The organism is Verrucosispora sp. SN26_14.1, assembly GCF_004307965.1.
Taxonomy (GTDB): Bacteria; Actinomycetota; Actinomycetes; order Mycobacteriales; family Micromonosporaceae; genus Micromonospora.
On the sequence record NZ_SISL01000340.1, the window covers coordinates 1 to 6448 of the forward strand.

Consider the following 6448-nt stretch of genomic DNA (forward strand, 5'->3'; position numbering starts at 1 on the left):
ACGAAGCGGTCGTCGCGGCCGGCGACGGCCCGCGCGGCGCGGGTCTCGTCGTGGTCGGCGACCACCATCGTGTCGAAGAAGGCACGTCGGGCCGCGATGGCGACGACGGCGGAACCGACGCCTCCGGCCCCGATCAGCAGCACGCGCATCACGAGTCGAACCCCAGACCGAAGCGATCGAGCGTACGGAGCCACAGGTTGCGCCGCCCCTGTCGAGCGTCGGCCCGGGCCATGGACCAGCGGGTGAGCCCGATGCCGACCGCGCGGGCCGGTTCGGGCGGGAACGGCAGCGGCCGACTGCGGACCAGGTCGAGCCGGGTCAGCGGGCTGTCCACGCCGTCGAGCAGGTCGAGCATCACCCGGGCACCGAACCGGGTCGCCCCGACGCCGAGCCCGGTGTACCCGGCCGCGTACGCGAGCCGACCGGAGTACGCCGTGCCGAAGAAGGCGCAGAACCGGGTGCTGGTGTCGATCACCCCGCCCCAGCGGTGGCTGAACCGGACGTCGGCGAGCTGCGGGAAGGTGGTGAAGAAGTGACGGGCGAGGGCGGTGAAGGTGGCGTCGCGCTGGTCCAGTGCCGGCGTCATCCGGTTGCCGTAGTGGTAGATCGCGTCGTAGCCGCCGAACAGGATCCGCCCGTCGTCGGTGAGCCGGTAGTAGTGGAACTGGTTGCCGGTGTCGGCCAGTCCCTGCCGGTTACGCCAGCCGACGGCGTCCCGCTGCGCGGGCGTCAACGGCTCGGTCGTCAGCGCGTAGTCGTACACCGGCACGATCCAGGTGCGCAGGCGGCGCAGCAGCGGCGGGAACGCGTTGGTGGCCAGCACCACCTTGGCGGCGCGGACCGCCCCGGGGCTGCCGTCGGCGGCGACGGTGCGGGCCAGCAACGCGTTGGTGTCCCGGTGCAGGCCGGTGACCCGGGTGTGCTCGTGCACCCGTACGCCGAGGTCCACGCAGGCCCGGCGCAGTCCCCAGGCCAACCGCGCCGGGTCGAGCATCGCCACCCGGTCACGGTCCCACAGTCCGCCGAGGTACGTCGGCGAGTCGACCTCGGCGCGCACCTCGTCGGCGTCGAGCAGGCGCACGTCGTGCCCGTACCGTCCGGCCAGCGCGGCGTCGGCGGCCAACCCGTCGAGCTGGTACGGCTCGACCGCCACCGACAGTTCGCCGGTCCGCGCGAAGTCGCAGTCGATCCGGTGCTCCGCAACGGTGTCGGCGATGGCGTCGAGGTTCTCCCGGCCGAGCCGTTCCAGCGTCTGGATCTCGTCCGGGAACCGCTGCACCCCGTTGGCCAGCCCGTGCGTCAGCGAGGCGGCACAGAACCCGCCGTTGCGTCCGGAGGCCGCCCAGCCGCAGGTCCCCGCCTCCACCAGCAGCACGTCCCGCGCCGGGTCGGCCTGCTTGGCCAGCAGCGCCGCCCACAGCCCGCTGTAGCCGCCCCCGATCACCACCAGGTCGGCGGTGGTCGGGCCGGGCAGCGGCGGCAGCGGGTCGGGCCGCTCCGGCCGGTCGAGCCAGTACGGTGCGCGGACCGCGTCGGCGAGCGCCCGGCCGGCGGATGGCCCGGTCATGACCGGCTTGTCGCCCGGGGAGCCGGCACCGCGAACGCCGCCCGGCGGGCCCGTCGGCCCCGCAGCATGCTGGCCAGCACCAGCAGCAACGCGATCGCGAACATGGCCGTACCGATGACGTTGACCTGCGGCGGGATGCCCCGCTGGGCGGCACCCCAGACGTACATCGGGAACGTGACGGTGGTGCCGGAGTTGAAGTTGGTGATGATGAAGTCGTCGAAGCTGAGCGAGAACGCCAGCAGTGCGGCGGCCACGATGCCGGGCAGCACCAACGGCAACGTGATGCGGCGGAACGTCTGCCACTCGCTGGCGTAGAGGTCCATCGCGGCCTCCTCCAGCCGCCGGTCCATCCCGGCCAGCCGCGCCTTGACCGTCACCACCACGAACGACATGCAGAACATCACGTGCGCGATGACGATGGTCCAGAACCCCAGCGGCACCCCGCCGGCGACGAAGAGGGCCAGCAGCGAGGTGCCCATCACCAGTTCCGGCGTGGCCATCGGCAGGAAGATCAGCACGTTGAGCCCGGAGCGTCCCCGGAACCGGTGCCGGACCAGCGCGAACGCCATCAGCGTGCCGAGCGCGGTGGCGGCGACGGTGGCGATGAAGCCGATCTGCACGCTGCGGACCACCGCGTCGCACATGTCGGAGGTGGCGCACGGGTTACGCCAGTTGTCGAGCGTGAACGCGTGGAAGTCGTACGAGAGCCGGTTGGAGGGGCGGTTGAACGACAACGCGCCCACCACGGCGATCGGCAGGAACAGGTAGCCGAGCACCAGCAGGGCCACGCCCATCACCCAGTGCTGCGCCCACCACCGGGAGAACCTGGTCATAGGACCTCCTCCGTGCCGGCCCGACGCAGATAGACGAAGACCACCGCGAGGATCGCCGACATCAGCAGGAACGACAGCGCCGCGCCCTGCGGATAGTCCAGCCGGACCAGGAACGCCGAGTCGATGACGTTGCCGATCATGTACTGGTTGGGCGTACCGAGCAGTTCGGCGTTGATGTAGTCGCCGGTGGCCGGGATGAAGAAGAGCAGCGTCCCGGCGATCAGGCCCGGCATCGACAACGGCAGGGTGACCCGGCGGAACGTCTTCAGCGGGCTCGCGTACAGGTCGCTGGACGCCTCCAGCAGCCGGTGGTCGAGCCGCTCCAGGCTCGCGTACAGCGGCAGCACCAGGAACGGCAGGAAGTTGTACGTCAGGCCGAGCACCACCGCGATCGGGGTGGCCAGCAGCCGTCCGTCCGGACCGAGCAGGTGGACGTCCCGCAGCAGCCCGACCAACCAGCCGTTGTCCGACAGGATGGTCTTCCAGGCCAGCGTGCGCACCAGGAAACTGGTGAACATCGGCGCGATCACGCAGACCAGCAGCAGGTTCTTCCACCGGCCGGCCTTCTGCGCGATCGCGTACGCCAACGGGTAGCCCATCAGCAGCGCCAGCACCAACGCGATGCCCGCGTACAGGAACGAGCGGCTGAACTGGGGCCAGTACGCCTGCAACGCCGCCGGGTAGTTCCCGAAAGCCCAGGTCATCGCGTACCCGGTGGAGAGCGTGCCGTTCGGGTCGTAGAGGCTGGCCGCCGCGAGTTGCAGCAACGGCAGGGCGAAGAAGAGGAACAGCCAGGCCGCGCCCGGCAGCAGCAACAGGTACGGCAGGAGGCGGTACCGCCCTGATCGGGCAGCCGGCGGCGGCGACGCCGGCTGCCCGGAGCCGGTGGGTACGTGAGCCAGCGCGCTCACGCCGTGCCCTCGCGTCGCTGGCTCATGAGGACGCACCGACCGGCTCGTCCAGGACCGGAGTGGTCCGGTCCTCCTCGTCGGCGCGGCGCCCGAGCAGGAAGGCGTGCTGCGGATCCCAGTACGCCACGGCCCGCTCGCCGACGGCGAAGCGCTGCTGCGCCCCGCTGTTGGCGACGAAGACGCTCAGCTCGGTGCCCCAGCCGGTGCGCAGCAGGTACTGCGTGCTCACCCCGACGTAGGAGGCGTCGGTGACGGTGCCTTCGAGGTGCTGGTTACCGGCCGGCACCTGCACGGCGGCGCCAACCAGGTGCAGCTTCTCTGGGCGTACGCCCAGGAAGACCGGACCCTGGTCGGTGCGGGCCCGCGCCGACGGCACGGAGAACCGCGCGCCGTGCGCGGTGACCAGGAGGTCGCCGCCGTCGATGCCGGAGACCTCGCCCGCGATCAGGTTGGACTGGCCGAGAAAGTTGGCCACGAACGCGGTGGCCGGGAACTCGTAGATCTCGGCGGGTGGGCCGAGCTGCTCGATCCGCCCGGCGTTCATCACCGCGACCGTGTCGGCCATCGTCATGGCCTCCTCCTGGTCGTGGGTGACGTGTACGAAGGTGATGCCGACCTCGGTCTGGATGCGCTTGAGCTCGATCTGCATCTGCCGACGCAGCTTGAGGTCGAGCGCGCCGAGCGGCTCGTCCAGCAGCAGCACCTGCGGGTGGTTGATCAGCGCGCGGGCCAGCGCGACCCGCTGCTGCTGCCCGCCGGAGAGCTGGGCCGGGCGACGCCGTTCGTACCCGTCGAGCTGCACCAGCGACAGCATCTCGCGGACCTGCCCGTCGACCGAGCGGATGCCGCGCCGCCGCAGGCCGAAGGCCACGTTCTCGAAGATGTCCAGGTGCGGGAAGAGGGCGTAGCTCTGGAACACGGTGTTGACCGGCCGCTTGTACGGACGCAGCCGGGCGATGTCCCGGTCACCGAGCAGCACCTGCCCGCTGGTCGGCTCCTCCAGCCCGGCGATCATGCGCAGCGTGGTGGTCTTGCCGCAGCCGGACGCACCCAGCAGGGCGAAGAACGAGCCCTGCGGAATGGTCAGGCTCAGGTCGTCGACGGCGGTGAACGGGCCGAACGTCTTGGTGAGGTCGGCCAGCCTCAGGTCACCGGCCGGAGTGTCCCGCGCCATCGTCACGCTCCGATAACCTGCTGGAACTTGGTCTCGTACTCGCGTTCCTGCTGCTCGTCCAGGGCCATGAAGACGCGGGCCTTGGAGAGGATCGCCTCGTCCGGGAAGATCAGCGGGTTGGCGGCCAACTCCGGGTCGATCTTCTCCATCTCCTCCTGCGCGCCCTGCACCGGACAGATGTAGTTGACGTACGCGGCGAGCTGCGCGGCGATGGCCGGCTCGTAGTAGTGGTTGATCAGGGCCTCGGCGTTGCCCTTGTGGGTGGCCTTGTTCGGCACGAGCATGTTGTCCGACCAGAGCGTCACACCGGAGTCGGGCACCACGAACTTGATCTGCTCGTCGTCGAAGCCGAGCTGGATGATGTCGCCGGACCAGCCGATGCACGCCGCGATGTCGCCCTTGGCCAGGTCGGGGGCGTAGTCGTTGCCGGTGAAGCGGCGGATCTGCCCGGAGTCGACCGCCTTCTTGAGCTTGTTCAGGGCGTCGTCGAACTGGCTGGCGGTGAAGTCGGCCGGGTTGTGGCCGTTCGACATCAGCAGCAGGCCCATGGTGTCGCGCATCTCGGTCAGCGCGGTCACCTTGCCCTTGAGGTCGGCGCGGGTGAGCAGCTCGTCGACGGTCCGGATCTCCCGGGTGACCCGACCGTTGTACGCCAGTCCGGCCAGGCCGGACTGCCACGGGACGGCGAGGTGGTTGTCCACGTCGAAGGGACGGTTCCGCAACGACGGCAGCAGGTTCGCCTCGACGTTCGGCAGCTTCGACTTGTCGAGCCGCTGGATCCAGCCGAGCCGGATCATCCGGGCGGCCATCCAGTCGGTGAGCACCATGACGTCCCGCCCGGTGCCCTGACAGGCGGCGAGCTGGTTCTGCACCTTGCCGAAGAACTCGTTGTTGTCGTTGACGTCCTCGGTATAGGTCACCTGGATGCCGGTGTCGGTGACGAACTTGTCGAGGCTGGGACGCTTCGACGCGTCGTCGTCATCGACGTCCATGTATTGCGGCCAGTTGGAGAAGGCGACAGTCTTCTCCGTGCCGGACAGGTCCTCGCTGACACAACCGGCCTCGGTCTGCTGCGCGCCGGGGGTGCCGCAACCGGCGAGAGTGCCACCCGCCGCGAGCAGCGCGGCCGAGCCGAGGGTGCCGGTGAGCAGACCACGCCGAGTGAGGGGCCGGTAAGCGTTTCGCATGTGACGACTCCTACAGGTCATCGTCGGCGGCGGGACGGGGGTGGGCGCGCCGACGGGAGGGTCAATGGCGATGGACGACTGATCCTGACATGAGGAAACCTCGCTCACAAGGGATTCCGTAGCCGCAATAGCCGTGGACGACGAATTACGCCAGACTGCGCGGTGGCACTAGGCTCAGCGCCGTGATGGACATGGGGAGCGCTCGATGACGAACCGGCAGCAGGACAACGGCACCGGCGGACGCCGGGTCAGCGTGCGGGAGGGCGCCAGCCACGTGCTGCTCGACGACGTGGCCAAGCAGATCATCGAACAGCTCCAGCAGGACGGCCGTCGCCCGTACGCGACCATCGGCAAGGCGGTCGGGCTCTCCGAGGCTGCGGTACGTCAACGCGTACAACGGCTGCTCGACGCCGGGGTAATGCAGATCGTCGCGGTGACCGATCCGCTCCAACTCGGCTTCCCCCGCCAGGCCATGATCGGCCTGCGTACCGACGGCGACCTGGAGAGCGTCGCGGACCGGATCGCCGAACTCGACGAGGTCGACTACGTGGTGATCACCGCCGGCTCCTTCGACCTGCTGGCCGAGGTGGTCTGCCGCAACGACGAGCACCTGCTGGAGATCCTGCAACGCCTGCGCGCGGTCTCCGGCGTGCTCTCCACCGAGGCGTTCGTCTACCTCAAACTCCGCAAGCAGACCTACAGCTGGGGCACCGCCTGATCATGCGCCGCGCGCGCCTCCGCCCCGTGCGCCCTCGCCCCACCCGCCCGCGCCCCAC

Annotated in this window: 7 protein-coding genes; 1 reads left to right on the forward strand and 6 read right to left on the reverse strand. The window is 69.9% G+C overall.

All coding sequences use genetic code 11. From position 1 onward, the window contains the following. The 6 genes from EYA84_RS23750 to EYA84_RS23775 form a co-directional block, all read right to left on the reverse strand. A partial coding sequence (locus EYA84_RS23750) for a saccharopine dehydrogenase NADP-binding domain-containing protein (RefSeq protein ID WP_201272461.1) occupies positions 1–149 on the reverse strand: 149 nt, incomplete at its 3' end. Then, positions 149–1567: an FAD-binding oxidoreductase gene (locus EYA84_RS23755; RefSeq protein ID WP_131055482.1), complete on the reverse strand. Its 1419-nt coding sequence runs from the start codon at positions 1565–1567 to the stop codon at positions 149–151. The genes EYA84_RS23755 and EYA84_RS23750, both read right to left, overlap by 1 nt. After that, the gene (locus EYA84_RS23760) at positions 1564–2400 is read right to left on the reverse strand and encodes an ABC transporter permease (protein ID WP_131055484.1); all 837 of its coding nucleotides are present in this window, start codon (positions 2398–2400) and stop codon (positions 1564–1566) included. The genes EYA84_RS23755 and EYA84_RS23760 overlap by 4 nt, the downstream gene beginning before the upstream one ends. Further along, the gene (locus tag EYA84_RS23765) at positions 2397–3311 is read right to left on the reverse strand and encodes an ABC transporter permease (protein ID WP_131055486.1); all 915 of its coding nucleotides are present in this window, start codon (positions 3309–3311) and stop codon (positions 2397–2399) included. Before EYA84_RS23765 ends, EYA84_RS23760 begins: the two co-directional genes overlap by 4 nt. A 22-nt stretch (positions 3312–3333) precedes the next feature. After that, a complete protein-coding gene (locus EYA84_RS23770; protein WP_131055492.1) occupies positions 3334–4485 on the reverse strand; it encodes an ABC transporter ATP-binding protein in 1152 nt (383 codons plus the stop codon). Positions 4486–4487: 2 nt separating this feature from the next. Further along, entirely contained in the window at positions 4488–5672 is a 1185-nt protein-coding gene (locus tag EYA84_RS23775; RefSeq protein ID WP_131055488.1) for a spermidine/putrescine ABC transporter substrate-binding protein, read from the reverse strand. Positions 5673–5877: 205 nt separating this feature from the next. Between EYA84_RS23775 and EYA84_RS23780 the strand changes: the two genes are divergently transcribed. Beyond that, entirely contained in the window at positions 5878–6390 is a 513-nt protein-coding gene (locus EYA84_RS23780; protein ID WP_131055490.1) for an Lrp/AsnC family transcriptional regulator, read from the forward strand. Positions 6391–6448: the final 58 nt, after the last annotated feature.

What these genes read in the sequence shown, in the direction of transcription:
- EYA84_RS23755 (WP_131055482.1), bottom strand. Translation starts at nt 1,567, where the DNA reads ATGACCGGGCCATCCGCCGGCCGGGCGCTCGCCGACGCGGTCCGCGCA.
- EYA84_RS23760 (WP_131055484.1), bottom strand. Translation starts at nt 2,400, where the DNA reads ATGACCAGGTTCTCCCGGTGGTGGGCGCAGCACTGGGTGATGGGCGTG.
- EYA84_RS23770 (WP_131055492.1), bottom strand. Translation starts at nt 4,485, where the DNA reads ATGGCGCGGGACACTCCGGCCGGTGACCTGAGGCTGGCCGACCTCACC.
- EYA84_RS23775 (WP_131055488.1), bottom strand. Translation starts at nt 5,672, where the DNA reads ATGCGAAACGCTTACCGGCCCCTCACTCGGCGTGGTCTGCTCACCGGC.
- EYA84_RS23780 (WP_131055490.1), top strand. Translation starts at nt 5,878, where the DNA reads ATGACGAACCGGCAGCAGGACAACGGCACCGGCGGACGCCGGGTCAGC.